A 17,572-nucleotide genomic window follows, 5' to 3' on the forward strand; every position below is an offset into this window, starting at 1 on the left:
CCCTTCCCGAACTCAGAAGTGAAACCTCTTAGCGCTGATGGTAGTGTGGGGTCTCCCATGTGAGAGTAAGTCATCGCCAGCTCATTATTCCAAAAGCCCTCTGCTCACGCAGGGGGCTTTTTTTATAGAAAAAATAAAGATGAAATAGAAAAAGGCTTAAATAAATTTAAGCCTTTATATTTATGGATTAATATTTCTGGAATGCATTTAATTAATCATTAGTACGTTCTAATTACATCGATTTTTTAAGTTGCTTCTGGTGCGTTAAAACTTCTTTTGCATATTTTTTGCCTTGTTTACGCATTTTCCGATCTTTCTCATAGGCAGTAGGGCCTACATTATAATAGCCCAGCGCTTTTTCTAGGCTGCCACTAGATTCCTGATAACGTGACAGAATATAACTCCCACATCCAATATTTATTGCTTCATTAAATAAATCAGGTCCACATGTAGATTGCCAATAACGCGGAACAATTTGCATAAGACCCACAGCACCTGCAGGTGAAGCGACCTGACTGCGATAGGTAGATTCCTGTCGAATCACGGCTGCTACTAGCAAGGGATCTAGACTATGTCTTTCGGCATTTTGAATAATTAAAGGTGAAACGCGAGTAGCAGTTATCGCAGGCACAGCATATGCAGTCTGAATTCCTTGAGACAGTTTAGCAGAGCGTTTTTCTAAGGAATTACCTCCTAGTGAGGAGCAAGCACTTATTAATATTGTACTTAAACCAAGTATCCCAATTTTTAAAGTAGTAGGATTTAAGACCTTTAATAATGAATAGTTTTTGCCAGAAAATTTGCCCAACAACTTTCAGCTTCCCTGTATTTTTAAAATTAGATTGATCTTAGGAAGATGTATGAAAATCGTCAAGAAATTAGATGATTTGTTTACAAAGACAAATTAGATTTTATTGAATAATGAATTTTTTATGAAGAATTGTTTAAAGAAAAGCCAATTAACAGTCGAATTTGTATCTCAGGCTTTTCTTTAAAGTGTATGTGTTTAGATGCACAAGAAAGCTTAGTCTAAAGTTTTTAGCATCCAGATTTCACAAGCTGCACTATGACCTGTATTGCCTTCGGGATGATCGAGATGTTCAAAACCTAATTTTTCGTAAAGCTTCACTGCCTGCCAAAGACTTGCAGTAGTCTCAAGATAGATTCGTTTAAAGTTCTGCTCATGAGCAAAGTCAAAGGTCAGATTTAAAATCTTTTTTGCAAATCCATAACGACGAATAATGGGTAAGAAATACATTTTCTGTATTTCTAGAATACTCTGATCACCCTGTAATGGCGCAATACCTCCGCCACCAAAGACTTGATCCTGCTCATCGATAATGACCCAATAAGCTGCATTTGGCTGCTGATATACTTCATACAGGTTATCCAAAATTGAATCACCGACAGCAAAGCCGGACTCTGCTGCAAGCCCGAATTCTACGGAAACTTCACGAATAATCTTGGCAATTTGAGCATTATCTTGAGGTTGTAGAGGACGAATAGAATACATAGATTATGATATAAAGAAGGATGGAAATTTTATAGTCCGAATACCGTAAAAAATCCATCCTTTTTATTGCTTCATTTTTAATAAAGCAGTATTTCCAGTTTTTGATTATTTTAATTCGCTTGAAGATTTACCTAGTTCACGTCGGGCAATAATGAGTTGCTGGATCTGTTGAGTTCCTTCAAAAATATCCAGAATCTTGGAGTCCCGCGCCCATTTTTCTAAAAGTTCTGCCTCGTTATAGCCTACAGACGCTGCTAATTCGACACACTTCAAAGTGATTTCATTCGCGATACGACCCGCCTTGGCTTTGGTAATAGAAGCTTCACGGGAATTAGGCTTACGATTATCCGCCATCCACGCAGCTTTTAACATTAATAAACGGGCAGATTCCCATTCGGCTTCCATACGATAAATCTGCGCTGCAATATTCGATGTTTGTAAGTAAGGTGTATGGTACTCAGAATCTAGCTGATCCTTAAAAATTTCCTTGGTTCTCTCTAAAGAAGCTTTAGAGCAACCAATTGCCATCGCTGCAACGAGTGGGCGGGTATTATCAAAAGTTTCCATGACCCCAGCAAAACCCTTGGCCACATCAATTTCAGCATGTCCAAGCAAATTAGCAGCAGGTATACGACAATCAATAAAACTAATTGCAGCCGTATCCGAGGCTTTAATGCCTAGCTTATGTTCCAGACGCTCGATTTTCATGCCGGGTGTGCCTTTGGGTACGACAAAGGATTTAATTGCAGCACGGCCAAGTTTTTTATCTAAAGTCGCCCAGACGACAACCGCATCTGCACGTTCGCCAGAGGTGACAAAGATTTTTTCACCATTGAGGATATAGTCATCACCATCTTTAATGGCAGTGGTACGAATGGCAGCTGAATCCGAACCACAGCCTGGTTCAGTAATCGCCATCGCTGCCCATATACCATGAAAGCGTTGCAACTGTTCGTCATTAGCAACGGCAGCAATGGCTGAATTTCCTAACCCTTGACGCGGCATGGATAAAAGCAGTCCGGTATCACCATAACACATTTCGACAATACTAAGTGCTGTCGACATATTGACGCCATTTTTATTGCTTTCATCGCTATCACCGCGTTTATTGACCGCAGCTCCTGCATTCATGCCTTCGCTGCCTTGGTTCATACCATCGACGACAGAGGCAAGCATATCCAACTCTTTCGGATAAGCATGTTCAGCTTTGTCATACTTGCGTGAAATAGGGCGGAGTACATTCAGGGCAACTTCATGTGCCTGATCAATCAGCAAGTTGAATTTTTTAGGATTTTGCAAGTTCATTTATTTTTTTCCTTATTCTTTGCTCAGGCATGAAGGCCAGAATGTACGATTGCTGTTGCTCTTAAGTCCCGATACCAGCGTTCTACCGGATGTTCCTTAGTGAAGCCATGTCCGCCGAGAATCTGTACGCCATCTGTGCCAATTTTCATGGATTTTTCTGCACAGAGCAGACGGGCCAGATAAGCTTCTCGATGAAAATCCTGCCCGGATTCTGCCAGACTGGCGGCATTCAGGATCAGCATTTGCATGGCATCAATTTCAATCGCCATATCTGCAATCATAAAAGCTACACTTTGCCGATGGGAAATTGGTTCACCAAAGGCTGTGCGTTCATTGGTATATTGCACACAGTATTTTTTAACCGCTTCACAGGTACCGACCGCCATGGCACACCACATTAAATTGCCTAGATCAAGAAAAGCGGTGTAATCAAAATCGTCATCTCCCAAGCGTTGTGCCGGTGTGTTATTAAATTTGAGATTCACAGTTTGAGTGGCTTTCAAGCCCATAGCCGGAGATTTTTGTGCAGTAATGGTATTATTGCGTTGCACAATAAATACTTCGGTTTTGCCATTCAGATCTGCACTGACCAGATAGATATCAGCAGTTTCTCCGAGCATCACCAAGGTTTTTTCACCATTAATTAAATAGTGATCTCCATTCGACGTTGCTTGAGTTTTTAACTGATAAGGATTAAAGGCAGCTGTTGCTTCCTGTACTGCGAAGGTAGCTTTAAGATGAGGATCATCAGCGAATGCAGTCAAATACTCAGTCTGAACCTGTTCTGAACCCCAACGGGTAATGGCATTAATCACACTAAAGGTAGAAAGCAGACCGGCGGTCAGACTGAAATCACCTTGAGCCAACTGTTGAGCCATCAGGACATTACTGACGATATTCTGTTCTGCAGCTACGCCACCTAGAGTTTCAGGCAGCGCATAAAAATTAAGACCCAGATCAGTTGAATATTGCCAGAGTTCCTCTGGAAAGATTTCATGATGATCTGCATCATGTGCCAAAGGATAAAGGACTTCACTGGCAAACTGCTGCATCGCCTCACAGGTCATTTGCTGTTCTTCAGTCAGATTCAGATCGAACAGGGATTTAGACTGATGTGGTAAACGTTGTCTTTGAATTTTCTGACCAGATTTCAGAATTTTATGAGTCTGGCTGAGTGTTTTAAAACCTGCTTTAGAGCTTTGATAAAGAGATTTTTCTAAAAATTTACGCAGCTTTAATTGGTCGAGTAAATCACTTCCAGCCACTTTGGTCAGGATGGACAAGCCAAATCCTTGTGCTTTGTTCACCATATTGTTCATTCTAATTATCCTACGGGGTGTTATCTTATTTGCCTGATGTTGACATGCAGTTCTAGAAAAAACCATGTCATCAATGACATGAATCATTGTCAATTTATAATTAAAATAAAGAGGGGATTTAAAAATTTAAGATATTGAAACTAAATAGAAAAATAAAATAAGAAAAATTAGGTTTTTATCAAAAATTGACCCGAATGACAAAATCATCCGGGTCTTATATAAGGCTAATAATAACTTAGTCGTTTAGAGATGACGTTTAATCATTGCGCGTACATTAGTTTTCGCATCAATCACCGTCATGAAGGTATAAGCGCCAATGAACTTACGGCTGATAAACATAAATTCTTTAGGCGGTACACTGAAATAACGTGAAGCCATGGATTTAGAAGCTTGCTGCATTACCCGGCTATGAAGCTGGCTTTTTTTCCAGTTATAGCGGTCATGTTCATCCATCACACCTGGAGGCAGGTCTTTATTGTTCATTGGCGAGCTGAAGGCTTCTGTGGCTAACAGGAAGACTTTCGCCATATCCGGTTTGATGCTAGGCGGAATAGAATCAAAGAATTCATAACCGGTCATGGCTTTCACCATCATGTCTGAATCATGATGATAACCGGCCTGGATCAGGTTACGCGCTACATTGAGTAGATGCTGGTCAAACTGACGGATTGCACCGAAGTCGAGAAGCACAATCTTGTCCTGAATATTTTCGCCATCCCCTAGACGTACCAAATAATTGCCGAAATTCGGGTCAGTCTGCATCTCACCCCATTCAAAAATCTCACGTACTGCGATTTCAAGGGAAGCTTCCCCCAGTTTATTACGACGTTCCTGTGGTAGAGACAGCATTACTGGACTATTGATCGGTACACCACGTTCAAAGGTCATACACAGGACACGGTCAGTACAATAGTTATCGATGATGGTCGGTACGATATATCGTGGATCATTTTGCAGACGTTTACAGAAACGACGGGTCGTATCCGCCTCAATTTTATAATTGACCTCACGATGCATCATCTCACGAACTTCATCGAACCATTGATCAAATTCACGGGTTTGCGGCACCATACGGGTCAATTTGAGCATGTTCTTAAACAGGCTCATATCAGAATCAATAGCCTCAGCTACACCCGGGTACTGGATTTTAAGCACCAGTTCCATGCCATCTGACTTGCGTACAGCACGGTGAACCTGAGCCAAAGAGGCGGTACCTAGGGGCTCATGATCAACCGTCAGATCATCTAGCTTGGAACCTAATTGCTGTTGTAATTGGGCTTTGATCGCCGGCCAAGCCAAAGCGACTGTTTTATTATTTAAAGTATTTAAGGCTTGAGTAACTTCTTCTGGCAGAAAATGCTCGCCATACAGGGCCATCATCTGGCCAATTTTGACAATTGAACCTTTAAGCTTGCCAATTTCTGCAACCAGATAATCGGCCTGTTCTTTCATGGCTTTTTTGCGTCTTCTTTCTTTTTCTTCTTCACTCGAGAACATAGAACCCGCACTGGATGCTGCCCAGCGCGTACCTGCCAGCAAAGATGCCTTTGCGATCGATAAGCGTCGATCCATTGAGGAAGTTTTCAATTGTTTAAGCTTATCGTTCTGATCTGACATGTAAACTCAATCCTTTTATCAGCATAAAGCGGAATAAATCATTGTAATGGATATTACCGTGTCTGCACGTATTAAAAAAGTTTAAGCCGCTGAATTCACGGTGAAAATCTCGGCAAGAGCATATCGCTTGCCGTTTTGACCAGTGTAGGGTGAATATTATGACATTTGAAATTGAATTTTTAATTCAGATCGTTGTTGTAACTGTTGTTTATTTGTTTGAATATGTTGATGAATTAGGTTCTGGACTGTTTCATGCATAAAACCCAGCGCATAACCCTTCACAATAATGATGCTTGGCAAGCTGAAAAACAGGTATTTGGCATCTTCCAAAGTCGCACTATTAAATACACCTTGCTGCATTAACGTGGTCTGTAAAAATACCTTTTCCTGCTGCACCTGACTGGATAACTGGTCATTCCAGTAGTTCTGGCGCATGGCCATAAGATTGTTGTGCTTATAGCTCATAAGATCTGGGCTCGTTTGGACATCATTGCCGAATTATATGCGGCCATAAAATCAAGTTTCAACCAAAGAACTGTGACATCTTTTTAAGCGAGAAAAATATAGGATTTTATCAAGGACTCAGTTAGTATCAGGCAATAATTTAAACAAGATTCATTATTCAATATTGATTGGAAACAAGCCAGTTTTGGTGAAGGGGATACTATGCGTTTTGCATGTTTATTAATGGCAGGTTGTTTGGGGACGATGGCATTACAGGTTCAGGCGGCTACAGGTTATTCTCAGGAATATACCCAGTGCATGAACTTTAGTTATGGCAATACAGCTAAACTGCAGAAATGTGTGAAAAAAGAATTAAAAGCACAGAATAAACGTCTGAAGAAAAACTATAAGACTTATCTGAAATTGAATGCGGGTTATCGTAATAATATTCGTGATCAGCATACAGTGTGGCAACGTAAATTATCACAGCAATGCAAGCTGACCATGAATACCCAATATGCCCAGATTAAACAGGGTCAATGTGCGCTGGAGATGGTAAAAGATCAGGCGAATTTGTATCAATTGCGTTCTTATCGTGCCGGTGCTTAAACTGGTTTTAAGTTAATAAATCCTTCCGGAAATAGCGATAAATCTTAAAAAGCAGGATTCTAATCTGCCTGAAATCCAGAAGATCTGTAATGGATAAACCATGGAGAATTCGGGTTTTTCATGGTTTTGGCATTATAAAAGACCTCAAAACAAGGTATCATAAGGCGTTCTAAAAAATGACCTTGGAGACGCCTTAAGTGGATCGACCGACTATTAGCCCTGAACATTTGCAGGAAGCCGCTGAAAATTTAACTACCATTCGTGATTTTATTCGTTTTGGGGTTACAGCATTACGTCAATACGATGCGCACTTAGGTCAAGGTACAGAAGATTATTTTGCTGAAAGTTCAGCGCTGGTTCTGCAAACCTTGTCACTGGACTGGAATGCAGATCCTGAAATTCTGGATTCTAAATTATTGCCGAGTGAAGTCGCTGAGTTCTTGAGCTTGCTGGAACGCCGCATTAATGAACGTGTTCCAACCTCTTACTTATTGAATCTGGCCTATTTCTTCGGTAAGCCATTCTATGTCGATGAGCGTGTTCTGATTCCACGTTCGCCAATCGTTGAGCTGATTGAAAACCGCTTTGCTCCTTATTGCCTGACTGAAAATGGTGAAATGGGCGCGGCAGTAAATAACCTGCCAGAAAACCCGAATCCAAAAACTCCACAACGCATTCTGGATATGTGTACCGGTTCTGGCTGTATCGCGATTGCATTGGCCTATGCTTTCCCGGATTCAGAAGTGGATGCAACCGATATTTCTAAAGAAGCTTTGGAAGTGGCGCAGATTAACTGTGAACATCACAGTAAGCAGTACCAAGTAGCGTTACTTGAATCTGATCTGTTCGCTAAAATTCCAGCTGAAAACCAATATGATCTAATCGTATCTAATCCTCCATATGTCGATGCAGAGGATATGGCTGATCTTCCTGATGAATTCCATCATGAGCCAGAGCTGGCATTGGCTGCTGGTCAAGACGGTCTGGATCTAGTTCGCAAGATGTTGGCTCAAGCAGCTGATTATCTGACTGAAGACGGTTTGATCGTGATTGAAGTGGGTAATTCTGAATGGGCGATGAAGCAAAACTTCAATACCGTTGATTTCCACTGGTTGCAGTTCCAACGTGGTGGTTCAGGTATCTTTGCACTGACTGCAGCCCAATGCCGTCAATATCGTGATTTATTCATTCAATCTGTTAATTCATAAGGAGTCGTTGACATGGCAGGTAATAGTATAGGGCAACTCTTCCGTGTAACGACTTGTGGTGAATCTCATGGTGTTGGCTTAATGGCCATTATTGATGGGGTTCCACCTGGGATTGAACTGTCTGAAGCCGATTTGCAAAAGGATCTGGACCGTCGTAAGCCAGGTACTTCAAAATTTGCAACACAGCGTAAAGAGCCAGATGAAGTTGAAATTATTTCGGGTGTGTTTGAGGGTAAAACAACCGGTACTTCAATTGGCCTTTTAATCCGTAATACGGATCAGAAATCGAAAGATTATGGCAATATTGCGCAAACTTTCCGCCCGGGTCATGCAGATTATACTTATACCCAAAAGTATGGTTTCCGTGACTACCGTGGCGGTGGCCGTTCAAGTGCGCGTGAAACTGCGATGCGTGTTGCAGCAGGTGCGATTGCCAAGAAATTCCTATTTGAGAAATTTGGTATTGAAATCCGTGGTCATGTGACTCAGATCGGTACTGAAAAAGCAGAAAAACTGGACTGGAATGAAGTTCCAAATAACCCGTTCTTCTGTGGTGATGTTGATGCGGTGCCGCGCTTTGAAGCACTCGTGACTTCATTACGTGAACAGGGTACAAGCTGTGGTGCACGCCTTGAGATCATTGCTTCGAAAGTTCCTGTTGGTTGGGGTGAACCAGTATTTGATCGTTTAGATGCGGATATAGCACATGCCATGATGTCAATTAATGCCGTGAAAGGCGTGGAAATTGGTGATGGTTTTGGTGTGGCTGAGCAGTTCGGTCATGAAACCCGTGATGAACTCACAACAGATGGCTTCCTGGCGAACCATGCTGGCGGTATCTTGGGTGGTATTTCTAGCGGTCAGGATATTCGTGTTTCGATTGCGTTGAAACCAACGGCTTCCATCACAACTCCGGGTAAAACCATTACCATTAATCGTGAAGATACGGATGTCCTGACCAAAGGCCGTCATGATCCTTGCGTGGGTGTACGTGCAACCCCAATTGCTGAAGCGATGCTAGCAATTGTTTTGATGGATCACTTCATGCGCCATCGTGCACAAAATGCCGATGTCGTTGCGCCGTTTGAGCCAATTGAACCTAAATAATTTGCTTTATAGAAGCAAATGAAATTAAAGTCAGGCTTCGGTCTGACTTTTTTATATTTATAAAATGAAAAATAACAATATTCGTTTAGCCCAACCTATAGACATTGAAAGCATTGTTAAGTTAATTAATACAGCTTATCGATCTAATTTGGGCTGGACGCATGAACATGGCATTGTTTCAGGTGATCGAATTAATAAGACTCAGTTAAGTGAGCTTTTAACACGGTCTGATTTTGAACTTTATGTCTTGGAAAATGATGACCAACTGGTGGGTTGCATTGGTTTGATGCACTTCCCAGATTGTTTTGAAATCGGCAGTTTTGCTATTGACCCAGTCCGGCAAAATTCAGGTTATGGCCGAATATTGTTAGATTTCGCTGAGCAATACTCCAGAGAAAAAATACCTTTCAAAAAACTTAGAATGTCTGTTCTTAATGTTCGCATTGAATTAATCGCGTATTATGAGCGTCGTGGTTATCACCAAACCGGCAAAACAGAGAGTTACCCACTGGATGCAGATGTTGGACAGCCTTTAGTAGATTTAAATCTGGTGATTTTAGAAAAGAGTCTCGAAAAGATTTATGAAGTTATTTGAATCTATGTTTGATTCTAAGTGTGTTTAATAAGAATAATGACAGGATGTATGAATGGAAGTATGGTTAAGTGCTGAATTAAGTAGGGAAGTGTTAACAGAAGATCATCTTGATCTCGAAAATAAAGCACGTAACGCAGTAGAAAATGCCTTAAATGCTCAACTACAAAATAAGTCGTATGATATTCCGATAGATAAATGGAAGTGCATTGAAATTATGATGGGAATTGATAGTTTTGATGAACGTATTTTTTATTCATTTAAACGTAGAAATATGGATTTCCGTTTAAGGATTGATCCAACAACTTTTAAGGCAACAGATGATTTAGGCCGTGAGAGACTCATTTTTAGGATGCTCTTAAGAAGCCTAGATTTGTTAAAAGTTAAGTTTGAAAAAGTCCGTCCGAAGCTTGATGCAAAGGTTTATGAGGAGCTTGAAAGACTAAAAAGTGATGCACTAAATGTTGCAAAAGATGAAAGTTGGATTTAAAGCGTATTTTAATTAAAGCCAGCCCGAGTGTTTTTTTTTATTATCCATTGAATTTTCCACTATTTTTATCCTGAAATGAGCCGGTTGTTGTATCCTTGCTCATTGACAGGCAATTGAATTGGATGCGATTGCCGCAAAACCCATATCATGAGTTGTTCAATGTTTCAGACTATCTTCACTGTACTGTTTCCGCTTATTGGCCTGATTACTTTGGGCTATGTATTAAAACAAAGGAAATGGCTGGAAGATAGTTTCTGGCGTGGGGCAGAAAAACTTAATTATTTTGTCCTGTTTCCAGTCATGCTATTTTTAAATCTGGCCGTAGCCAAGATTGAAATGGCAGTCATTAAAGATGTGGTTCTGGTGGTCTTTAGCCTTATGGCGGTGGTCAGTATTGCTCTATATGTGCTGCGCAAGATTTATCAGATTGGCTATGCACGTTTTGGGGTCTATGTGCAGGCACTCCTGCGTTTTAATACCTATATCGGACTTGCAGCAGTGAATGCTTTATTTCATCAGCAGGGCATGACCATTTTCGCCGTAGTGATGGTATTATGTATTCCACTGGTCAATATCTTATCTGTACTGGCATTTACCCGTAGTTCAGATATGCAGATCTTCAAAATCCTGATTGATCTGTTAAAGAACCCTTTAATTCTAGGTTCTCTTGTTGGAGGCCTATTTAATCTTTCAGGCTTATCACTCTGGGCCGGGTTTGAATTATTCCTAAAACAGATTGCCTTATGCAGTTTGCCGCTTGGCTTGATGTGTGTGGGGGCTGCCTTACAGTTCCAAGGCTTCCAGCGAGATATCTTCCCATTAGGTCTGGCGACTTTTGGACGTTTATTAGGAATGCCACTTGCTGCTTTCTTTGTCTGCCAATTATTTGATATTGATCCTTTAACCACACAGGTACTGGTGTTGTTTTTTGCTTTACCTACCGCTTCAGCTTCTTATGTGCTGACGCGTGTCTATGGAGGAGATAGCCAGTTCATGGCCAGTATTATCAGTATGCAAACGGTAGTCGCGGCAGGATCTCTCATGTTGATTCTTTCCTGGTTAATTTAATTTTAGGATCCGAAGGCTGGTCGTATATTAAGCGTTTTTTGGTAAATCAATCCTTTAAATAGCCTAAGCAAATATTAACTTTATTGCTTTTCTTAAATGCCTTTCATTGGAGCATAACGAAGGAAAATGAAGCAAAAATCAAAATTAAAAACTTAAAATTCATTTGAAATAGATAGTGTTATTTCTTCTAAATTTATTAAAAGTATCGTTACCGCTTAAATCACGTGAATTAACATAAATAAAAAACTGTAGATCCCAATAAGATGGTATATAAATTGCTCAGGATAATAAAAATATTATTGCAGGAGAGAAATGCTACTGCATTCGCCGAAGGAGCAAGGTCCCAGGAAACTCTCAGGCAAAAGGACTGCAATAATATATTAAACTCTGGAGAGAAGTGTTGAATCACTCACCGAAGGGGGAAGGTTGCCGCATACAGCTATGATGCAGTCACCGAAGCTCTCAGGTACACATGACAGATGGGAAAGACATCACATATTGAGGAGAGGTGTCTATGCGTCATGTTATTGTGGTGGGGGCAGGCATTACCGGTGTAACAACAGCTTATGAGCTCGCTTTACTCGGTTATCAGATTACGGTGATTGACCGTCATCTTTATCCCGCGATGGAAACATCTTTTGCTAATGGCGGGCAACTTTCTGCCTGTAATGCAGAAGTCTGGAATCAAAAAGCCACTGTGTTGAAAGGCATCAAATGGATGTCACAAAAAACCGCACCGCTATTGCTTAATCCTTCTTTTAGTCTGCATAAATATAGCTGGCTGATGGAATTTCTAGGTCATATTAAAAACTATGAAACCAATACCCGGGAAACGGTAAAAATCGCATTACTGGCCAGAAAACGTCTGTTTGAAATTGCCGAAATTGAGCAGATTGATTTTGATCTGGAAAAGCGCGGAATTCTACATTTCTACCATAATAAAGCTGATTATGATGTCGCAATTAAGGTCAATGATCTGTTGTGTAGTGGTGGTCTGGAACGTAATGCCATCAGCAATGAAGAAATCAAGCAGATTGAACCTGCATTAACTGGAGATTATTATGCCGGGTTTTATTGCCAGAGTGATGCGACTGGAGATATTCATAAATTCAGTACTGGACTGGCAAATGCCTGTATGAAAAAAGGGGTGAACTTCGAATTTGGTCAGGATGTATTTGCGGTCGATCACCAAGCACAGCATATTACGGTTAAATGCAGACCAAGCCCTGAAAATGTGCATGCCAATGCTGAAGATGTGCTCGAGATTCAGGCGGATGCCATTGTGGTATGTGCAGGCGTAAGCAGTTATCAGTTGGCAGATCTGTTGGGTGAGCGAGTGAATGTCTATCCGGTAAAAGGCTATTCAATTACCGTACAGCTGAATGATGAGCAAAGTCAGCAAAATGCTCCTTGGGTCAGTCTGCTAGATGAGAGCGCCAAGATAGTCTTGTCACGTTTAGGTAAAGACCGCTTACGTGTTGCAGGAACCGCGGAATTTAATGGTTATAATCGGGATATTCGTGTTGACCGAATTCAGCCTTTAATTGACTGGACACAACGCAATTTCGATCTGTGTACTGAACATGTGGTTCCATGGGCAGGTCTGCGTCCCATGATGCCGAACATGATGCCAGTGGTGCGTCGTGGTAGACAGGAACGTGTCTTTTATAACACCGGACATGGACATTTAGGCTGGACATTATCAGCGGCAACCGCAGCGATGATTAGCCAAGAAATAGCTCAGCATTACCCGGCCTAAGTAAATAGCCCGCTTACGGGCTATTTTTAAAGATCAAAAAATAATTATTTATTCATTAAGCTCCTTCTACCTGAGCAAAAAATTAGGGTCAAGGAAATCTTTATAAAAACCTCTCCTATAAGGAGAGGAAATTTCTAGTTTAAATTTTTAAATATTAATTAGGACATTGATAGATAAAAATAAAAGTCGGCTATTTAATCATATAAACGATAAATACCACTAAAGCGCTCACAGCCTTTTTGTTCAGTACTGACCGTCAAGATTGCCTTGCTATAGTTAAAGGTATATTTGCAGTCATGCTCATTATCCGTAATCTGGCTTTTAGTTTCCGTCGTGGTATAGGCCAAAAAAGGAATGGTCTGGGTTTCTGCACGATTATTCGGATTGCGGTAGGCGATCCCTTCAATCTTGATGCGATCTTTCGTCAGCTGATGAATCTTAAGATGAATCGGCTGCTTGGCCATTTGTCCCTGTTCAAACTTCAGATAGTGCTGAGTCAGGCTCTGATTTAGGGAAATATAAATATTGAGATCATCCAGACGCTGGTCAAATTGCTGTTTAAAACAGTCCAGCGTCTTACATTGTTGTAAGCGTGTACTCCATAGTTGCTGAGTATCTTGCAACAAGCGAACAGGCGCATCTGTAATCAGAAAGGCGGTAAAATATTGATCAGTCAGTTTTTCACGCGGTTCATCTAGAGAGGCTGAGCAGATCTTTTTCATGGCTGCGTTATTGTTATGATGACTGCTACAGTCCAGCGATTCAGCATGAATGCTGCTAGCAAAAAGGCCTGTCCCGAGTAAAAGTCCCATTATTTTCATCATATTTATATCAGTTTTCAGTAGCATGATCGCTTATACTTTCACTGTGTTACGCTAGGTCTAACTATAGCGAAATAGAAACGTCGTGTACAAGATTTCAATCAGTTATTTCTAAAGGATATAAAAGTGATTGCACAAATTCGTATTGGTCAGGGACTGGATGTACATGCATTTGAAGAAGGTGATTTTGTCACTCTGGCAGGTATTCAGATTCCACATACGCATGGCTTGAAAGCACACTCTGATGGTGATGTGGTTTTACATGCACTTTGTGATGCTTTGCTAGGTGCCTTGGCGCTAGGCGATATTGGCCAGCATTTTCCAGATACCGATCCGCAGTTTAAAGGTGCAGACAGCAAGGTTTTATTAAAGCATGTCTATCAGCTAATTTTGGATCGTGGTTATCGCCTAAATAATGCTGACATCACTGTAGCTTGTGAACGTCCAAAGCTGGCTAAACATAACCTGGAAATGCGTCAGAGCATTGCCGATGTACTGGATGTGGATGTGACTCAAATCAGTATTAAAGCCACAACCACTGAAAAATTAGGATTTACTGGTCGTCAGGAAGGTATTCTGTCTATGGCAACTGTTCTGATCAGTCATTACAAATAACATCAACCGAAGTTATTAGGATGAATCAGGGATAATTCCAGTTCCTGTGTTGCTTTACGGCCTTGCAGCTGTAGGGCAACCGCATGAATTAAACCGGTCCAGGTTTCATTCGGTTCCCAGAGCTGATGCAGATATTCCTGTGCAGTCGGCATGTCCATATCCATATAGTATTGTCGATATAAATACATCAGGCAGCTGACATGATAATTCTGTGTACAATGTACCCAGACCATTTGTTCTTTGACCAGATGATCAATCAGATCCAGTACCAGCAGGCATTGGCTATCCGAAGGGGTTTCCCAAGAGATCGGCAACTGGATATAGTTCAGGCCAAGATCAAGACAAATTTTATCTTCATGTAACAGATGATGATCGCTATCTGTTAATGCCACATTGATTACGGTGGATACGCCGTATTCTTTAATCAACCTCAGTTGTTCAGTTGTCGGCTGACCAGAGCTGAACAGATGGTCATGGATGAACTGAAAATTTTCAATTTGACTTAATGCAGTTTCAATTTCATTCATCAGATAAAATTTTCCTTGTTCAGAAATGAAAACGCCATCTTGTCGATGGCGTTTGTCAGTTCGTTTAACGATTAGGTAAAACGTCCTTCAATGCCTCATGCATGTCAAGCAACACTTTTTCTGTGGTCTCCCAATCGATACAGCCATCAGTCACTGATTTTCCATATTCCAGATCACAAAGATTGGCAGGAATATCCTGACGGCCACCTTTCAGGTGACTTTCTACCATAATACCAACAATTGACTTGTTTCCATCAAGAATTTGTTCAGTAATATTTTTTAAGACAAGCGGTTGTAAGTACGGGTCTTTATTTGAGTTTGCGTGGCTGGCATCAATCATGATCTTGCCGCTGACTTTGGCTTTCGCAAGCGCTGCCTCAGCATCTGCAACTGAACCTGCATCGTAGTTAGGTTTGCCATTACCGCCACGTAGAACCACGTGTGCATATGGATTCCCTGAAGTACGAATCACCGCAACCTGACCTTGGTCATTTAGACCCAGGAAGCTGTGACCATGTTTAACAGATTGCATTGCATTGGTCGCAACAGTTAAGCCGCCGTCTGTACCATTTTTGAAGCCGACTGGTGAAGACAGGCCAGAAGACATTTCACGGTGAGTTTGGCTCTCGGTAGTACGTGCACCGATCGCTGACCATGAAATTAAATCCTGATAGTACTGTGGAGAGTTTGGATCCAGTGCTTCTGTTGCACATGGCAGGCCAAGTTCATTCAGCTCCAGTAACAGTTTACGACCGATACGCAGACCTTTCTCAATATTGAAAGAGTCATTCATATCAGGGTCATTGATCAGACCTTTCCAGCCTACAGTTGTACGCGGTTTTTCAAAATAAACACGCATTACGATATACAGGCTATCTTTTACTTTTTCGCTTAAAGCTTTTAAACGTTCAGCATATTCATGCGCAGCCGCTGGATCATGAATTGAACATGGACCAATTACTACAAAAATACGCTTATCCTTGCCATCTAGGATATTACGAATCGTTTCACGACCATGCAGTACGGTTTGATAAGCAGTTTCAGTCAAAGGTAACTCTGCTTTCAACTGAGCAGGTGTTACCAAAGGAATCATGCTTTGGATATTCACGTCATCAATATCTGATGCTGAAATAGGTTTTGACTGTAGTGTATTCATTGCCGTCACTGGTTTGATCATACAAAAGGTTGTTTAATAGCCTGAATATAACATGAATGATGCGTCACTTTGTTATAAAAAAGATGAATACTTCTTTGAAAAAAAAGTGATGAATCCATGATTTAGTTTAAACAGCAGGAGCTTTTTCTGCTGTTGTTACCAATTCAGGTTGGGCGGGTTGCACCGGTTTTGACTTGACTGGATTCACAATGAAATTCACGCCAAGACAGAACAGGGTAATCCCAAGAATTTTACGGATAATTTTCTCTGGCATACGTGAACTGATCAACGTACCAATTACAATCGCTGGAATAGAACCGCAAAGTAACCAGCCTAATAAAGTAAAGTCTACATTACCTGCGCTCATATGGCCTAGACCTGCGACTAAAGTTAGAAGTACGGCATGTACTACATCCGAACCGATAATGCGAATCATGGGCAGATTCGGGAACATGAGGATCAAGGCCATAATACCGAAAGCACCGGCACCGACAGATGATAAGGTCACAAACACGCCCAGTACAATCCCCATGATCACGATCAAGACACGTTTATTGCCAGATTTAAAGTCAACTTTGTCCAGATCCTGAGTCATGTCAGGCAGTTCTTGTTTGCGGTATTTATTAAAAAACTTTTCAATAGAATTGCGGAATACAATAGATGCACCGGTAAGGGTCAGCATAAAGCCCAATACCATAGTCAGTGTCGCTTTATAGTGTGTCGATTGACTGAGGTAATTCTCAAGTACCCAGTGGGTCACAAATGAGGCAGGGATACTACCGATCGCCAGCCAGATTACAATGGGCCAGACAATATTCATTTTCTTGGCATGAACCAATGAACCACAGAATTTAGAAATTGCGGCATAAAGAAGGTCTGTACCAATCGCGATATGCGGTTCAACCCGAAGCAGTGTAATCAGGATTGGGGTCATCAACGAACCGCCACCGACACCGGTAATCCCAACACAGAAACCAACCAATACACCTGCTAAAATAAATTCAATCGGACCAAACATGCATATATGCCAAAATCAAAAAACGAGCATATCTTATGACTTTTAAATATAAGTCGTTGTCTTGATTATTGATTTGCTTATTCTAAAAAGAGATAAAGACCGTAAAATTTAAAGTAATTCATCCTGATTTATATTTTAATTTGAATCATCTAGCACACCTTTCTATTGCTAAGTACGAAAATTGATAAAGATTCTGCAAAATGCCTTTTTATTTATTTGTTTAAAGATCAGCCGCTTTAAATTTATTTTAATTTTTAAGCTGGGCTAAGGCGCGAGCATTGTCCAGATTCCAGTAGTTTTATTATTTGAGATAGCCACGATTTGTGAGTTCAACACTTAGTCATGCTCAAATCACGCTTTATGATAGAATCTGAACGGAATTAATTGGTCTCATTTGAGGGAAT

Annotated in this window: 18 protein-coding genes and 1 riboswitch; of the genes, 8 read left to right on the plus strand and 10 right to left on the minus strand. The window is 40.9% G+C overall.

The window, feature by feature from the left end:
• Window positions 1–232: 232 nt before the first annotated feature.
• The 6 genes from FTU00_RS07590 to FTU00_RS07615 all read right to left on the minus strand — a co-directional run bounded on the left by FTU00_RS07590 (window position 233) and on the right by FTU00_RS07615 (window position 6,219).
• Window positions 233–811: a lytic transglycosylase domain-containing protein gene (locus FTU00_RS07590; RefSeq protein WP_166138226.1), complete on the minus strand. Its 579-nt coding sequence runs from the start codon at window positions 809–811 to the stop codon at window positions 233–235.
• Window positions 812–1,024: 213 nt separating this feature from the next.
• Complete coding sequence (locus tag FTU00_RS07595; RefSeq protein ID WP_166138223.1) at window positions 1,025–1,513, minus strand: GNAT family N-acetyltransferase; 489 nt, start codon at window positions 1,511–1,513, stop codon at window positions 1,025–1,027.
• A gap of 105 nt (window positions 1,514–1,618) precedes the next feature.
• Window positions 1,619–2,818, minus strand: a complete 1,200-nt coding sequence (locus FTU00_RS07600; RefSeq protein WP_180130736.1) for an acyl-CoA dehydrogenase family protein — start codon at window positions 2,816–2,818, stop codon at window positions 1,619–1,621.
• Window positions 2,819–2,841: 23 nt separating this feature from the next.
• Complete coding sequence (locus FTU00_RS07605) at window positions 2,842–4,128, minus strand: acyl-CoA dehydrogenase family protein (protein WP_180130805.1); 1,287 nt, start codon at window positions 4,126–4,128, stop codon at window positions 2,842–2,844.
• A gap of 252 nt (window positions 4,129–4,380) precedes the next feature.
• Complete coding sequence (locus tag FTU00_RS07610) at window positions 4,381–5,754, minus strand: AarF/ABC1/UbiB kinase family protein (protein ID WP_005235905.1); 1,374 nt, start codon at window positions 5,752–5,754, stop codon at window positions 4,381–4,383.
• Window positions 5,755–5,910: 156 nt separating this feature from the next.
• Window positions 5,911–6,219 (minus strand): hypothetical protein, encoded by a 309-nt coding sequence (locus FTU00_RS07615; protein ID WP_166138211.1) that lies wholly within the window; start codon window positions 6,217–6,219, stop codon window positions 5,911–5,913.
• 201 nt (window positions 6,220–6,420) lie between these two features.
• On the opposite strand from FTU00_RS07615, the gene FTU00_RS07620 reads away from it, so the two are divergent.
• The 7 genes from FTU00_RS07620 to FTU00_RS07650 all read left to right on the plus strand — a co-directional run bounded on the left by FTU00_RS07620 (window position 6,421) and on the right by FTU00_RS07650 (window position 13,031).
• Entirely contained in the window at window positions 6,421–6,807 is a 387-nt protein-coding gene (locus FTU00_RS07620; RefSeq protein ID WP_166138208.1) for a DUF1311 domain-containing protein, read from the plus strand.
• Between the two features lie 197 nt (window positions 6,808–7,004).
• On the plus strand, window positions 7,005–8,015 hold the full coding sequence (prmB, locus tag FTU00_RS07625) for a 50S ribosomal protein L3 N(5)-glutamine methyltransferase (protein WP_104426049.1): 1,011 nt from the start codon (window positions 7,005–7,007) through the stop codon (window positions 8,013–8,015).
• Window positions 8,016–8,027: 12 nt separating this feature from the next.
• Complete coding sequence (gene aroC / locus FTU00_RS07630) at window positions 8,028–9,122, plus strand: chorismate synthase (protein WP_004785500.1); 1,095 nt, start codon at window positions 8,028–8,030, stop codon at window positions 9,120–9,122.
• A 64-nt stretch (window positions 9,123–9,186) separates the two neighbouring features.
• Window positions 9,187–9,717, plus strand: coding sequence for a GNAT family N-acetyltransferase (locus tag FTU00_RS07635; RefSeq protein WP_180179444.1), 531 nt, complete (start codon window positions 9,187–9,189; stop codon window positions 9,715–9,717).
• 52 nt (window positions 9,718–9,769) lie between these two features.
• Complete coding sequence (locus FTU00_RS07640; protein ID WP_180179445.1) at window positions 9,770–10,204, plus strand: Imm44 family immunity protein; 435 nt, start codon at window positions 9,770–9,772, stop codon at window positions 10,202–10,204.
• 159 nt (window positions 10,205–10,363) lie between these two features.
• On the plus strand, window positions 10,364–11,272 hold the full coding sequence (locus tag FTU00_RS07645) for an AEC family transporter (protein ID WP_159122882.1): 909 nt from the start codon (window positions 10,364–10,366) through the stop codon (window positions 11,270–11,272).
• A gap of 292 nt (window positions 11,273–11,564) precedes the next feature.
• A riboswitch (glycine riboswitch) is annotated at window positions 11,565–11,652 on the plus strand.
• 134 nt (window positions 11,653–11,786) lie between these two features.
• Window positions 11,787–13,031 (plus strand): D-amino acid dehydrogenase, encoded by a 1,245-nt coding sequence (locus FTU00_RS07650; RefSeq protein ID WP_180179446.1) that lies wholly within the window; start codon window positions 11,787–11,789, stop codon window positions 13,029–13,031.
• Window positions 13,032–13,225: 194 nt separating this feature from the next.
• On the opposite strand, the gene FTU00_RS07655 is transcribed toward FTU00_RS07650, so the two are convergent.
• Entirely contained in the window at window positions 13,226–13,879 is a 654-nt protein-coding gene (locus tag FTU00_RS07655; RefSeq protein ID WP_180179447.1) for a hypothetical protein, read from the minus strand.
• Window positions 13,880–13,978: 99 nt separating this feature from the next.
• Between FTU00_RS07655 and ispF the strand changes: the two genes are divergently transcribed.
• A complete protein-coding gene (gene ispF, locus FTU00_RS07660) occupies window positions 13,979–14,467 on the plus strand; it encodes a 2-C-methyl-D-erythritol 2,4-cyclodiphosphate synthase (protein WP_034171374.1) in 489 nt (162 codons plus the stop codon).
• A gap of 2 nt (window positions 14,468–14,469) precedes the next feature.
• On the opposite strand, the gene FTU00_RS07665 is transcribed toward ispF, so the two are convergent.
• The 3 genes from FTU00_RS07665 to FTU00_RS07675 all read right to left on the minus strand — a co-directional run bounded on the left by FTU00_RS07665 (window position 14,470) and on the right by FTU00_RS07675 (window position 17,168).
• Window positions 14,470–14,994, minus strand: a complete 525-nt coding sequence (locus FTU00_RS07665; RefSeq protein WP_125278644.1) for a protein tyrosine phosphatase family protein — start codon at window positions 14,992–14,994, stop codon at window positions 14,470–14,472.
• Between the two features lie 64 nt (window positions 14,995–15,058).
• Entirely contained in the window at window positions 15,059–16,150 is a 1,092-nt protein-coding gene (locus FTU00_RS07670) for a 3-deoxy-7-phosphoheptulonate synthase (RefSeq protein WP_125278643.1), read from the minus strand.
• Window positions 16,151–16,277: 127 nt separating this feature from the next.
• Entirely contained in the window at window positions 16,278–17,168 is an 891-nt protein-coding gene (locus tag FTU00_RS07675; protein WP_180002067.1) for a sulfite exporter TauE/SafE family protein, read from the minus strand.
• Window positions 17,169–17,572: the final 404 nt, after the last annotated feature.

Origin of the sequence: Acinetobacter sp. YH12041 (genome assembly GCF_013419975.1) — a bacterium.
In the GTDB taxonomy this organism is placed as follows: domain Bacteria; phylum Pseudomonadota; class Gammaproteobacteria; order Pseudomonadales; family Moraxellaceae; genus Acinetobacter.

What these genes read in the sequence shown, in the direction of transcription:
- FTU00_RS07595 (WP_166138223.1), bottom strand. Translation starts at nt 1,513, where the DNA reads ATGTATTCTATTCGTCCTCTACAACCTCAAGATAATGCTCAAATTGCC.
- FTU00_RS07600 (WP_180130736.1), bottom strand. Translation starts at nt 2,818, where the DNA reads ATGAACTTGCAAAATCCTAAAAAATTCAACTTGCTGATTGATCAGGCA.
- FTU00_RS07605 (WP_180130805.1), bottom strand. Translation starts at nt 4,128, where the DNA reads ATGGTGAACAAAGCACAAGGATTTGGCTTGTCCATCCTGACCAAAGTG.
- FTU00_RS07610 (WP_005235905.1), bottom strand. Translation starts at nt 5,754, where the DNA reads ATGTCAGATCAGAACGATAAGCTTAAACAATTGAAAACTTCCTCAATG.
- FTU00_RS07615 (WP_166138211.1), bottom strand. Translation starts at nt 6,219, where the DNA reads ATGAGCTATAAGCACAACAATCTTATGGCCATGCGCCAGAACTACTGG.
- FTU00_RS07620 (WP_166138208.1), top strand. Translation starts at nt 6,421, where the DNA reads ATGCGTTTTGCATGTTTATTAATGGCAGGTTGTTTGGGGACGATGGCA.
- aroC (WP_004785500.1), top strand. Translation starts at nt 8,028, where the DNA reads ATGGCAGGTAATAGTATAGGGCAACTCTTCCGTGTAACGACTTGTGGT.
- FTU00_RS07635 (WP_180179444.1), top strand. Translation starts at nt 9,187, where the DNA reads ATGAAAAATAACAATATTCGTTTAGCCCAACCTATAGACATTGAAAGC.
- FTU00_RS07640 (WP_180179445.1), top strand. Translation starts at nt 9,770, where the DNA reads ATGGAAGTATGGTTAAGTGCTGAATTAAGTAGGGAAGTGTTAACAGAA.
- FTU00_RS07645 (WP_159122882.1), top strand. Translation starts at nt 10,364, where the DNA reads ATGTTTCAGACTATCTTCACTGTACTGTTTCCGCTTATTGGCCTGATT.
- FTU00_RS07650 (WP_180179446.1), top strand. Translation starts at nt 11,787, where the DNA reads ATGCGTCATGTTATTGTGGTGGGGGCAGGCATTACCGGTGTAACAACA.
- FTU00_RS07655 (WP_180179447.1), bottom strand. Translation starts at nt 13,879, where the DNA reads ATGCTACTGAAAACTGATATAAATATGATGAAAATAATGGGACTTTTA.
- FTU00_RS07665 (WP_125278644.1), bottom strand. Translation starts at nt 14,994, where the DNA reads ATGAATGAAATTGAAACTGCATTAAGTCAAATTGAAAATTTTCAGTTC.
- FTU00_RS07670 (WP_125278643.1), bottom strand. Translation starts at nt 16,150, where the DNA reads ATGAATACACTACAGTCAAAACCTATTTCAGCATCAGATATTGATGAC.
- FTU00_RS07675 (WP_180002067.1), bottom strand. Translation starts at nt 17,168, where the DNA reads ATGTTTGGTCCGATTGAATTTATTTTAGCAGGTGTATTGGTTGGTTTC.